Annotated in this window: 1 protein-coding gene; it reads left to right on the forward strand. The window is 65.5% G+C overall.

Annotated elements, in window-relative coordinates; genetic code table 11:
- Positions 1 to 83: 83 nt before the first annotated feature.
- Positions 84 to 1,029: IS481 family transposase (locus tag G4223_RS03680; RefSeq protein WP_163675167.1), on the forward strand; the 946-nt coding region annotated here is incomplete at its 3' end.

Raw genomic sequence — 1,029 nt, forward strand, 5'->3', positions numbered from 1 at the left:
TTGTGAAGTCTCAGGAGGTTGCCCACTCGGTCTGAACCGAGGAAGCTGAAGTTGCGACACTTTGGCTTTATCGGAGAGACCGAATGGGCATCCACAAGAATGCCCCGCTGACACCGGCGGGTCGAGAGATTCTGGTGCGGCGGGTTTTGAACGAGGGGCAGACCCCCATGGCGGTGGCCACCGCCATGGGGGTCTGCGTCAGCACCGTCCACAAGTGGGTCAAACGCTTCCGGGCTGAGGGCGTGCCGGGCTTGCAGGACCGCTCGTCGCGTCCGCATCGATCTCCCCGGCGGACGTCCGCCCCCATTGCCGAGCAAGTGGCGGCGCTGCGCCGCCAGCGCCGGACGGGTGGCGAGATCGCCACCGCCCTGGGGCTGTCGCGGGCGACCGTGTTCCGCATCCTGGCGCGCCTGGACATGAGCCGCCTGAAATCGCTGGAACCGGCCGAGCCGGTGCGGCGCTACGAGCGGGCAACGCCCGGCGAGATGCTGCATATCGACATCAAGAAGCTGGGCCGCTTCAACCGCACCGGCCACCGCATCACCGGCGACCGCCAGAAGAACAGCCGAGGCATCGGTTGGGAATTCGTCCACGTCTGCATCGACGATGCCTCGCGCATCGCCTTCAGCCGCATCCTGCCCGACGAGAAGAAGGAAAGCGCCGTCGCCTTTCTGGAGGCGGCGCTCGCCTATTACGCCAGCCTCGGCATCACCGTGCAGCGGGTGATGACCGACAATGGCTCGTGCTACCGCTCCAAGGCCTTCCGGAAAGCCTGCGCGGATCGCGGCATAAAGCACATCCGCACTAGGCCCTACACGCCGAAGACCAACGGCAAGGCCGAACGCTTCATCCAGACCGCACTGCGGGAATGGGCCTACGCGCAAGCCTACGACACCTCAGACCATCGCGCCGAGGAACTGCCTCGCTGGCTGCATCGCTATAACTGGCACCGACCGCATGGTAGCTTGAAGGCACAGACACCCATCAGCCGACTCGGGCTGGCCGGGGACAACGTCTTGCGACTCCACA

The sequence above is a fragment of the Magnetospirillum aberrantis SpK genome, from assembly GCF_011022235.1.
In the GTDB taxonomy this organism is placed as follows: domain Bacteria; phylum Pseudomonadota; class Alphaproteobacteria; order Rhodospirillales; family Magnetospirillaceae; genus Magnetospirillum; species Magnetospirillum aberrantis.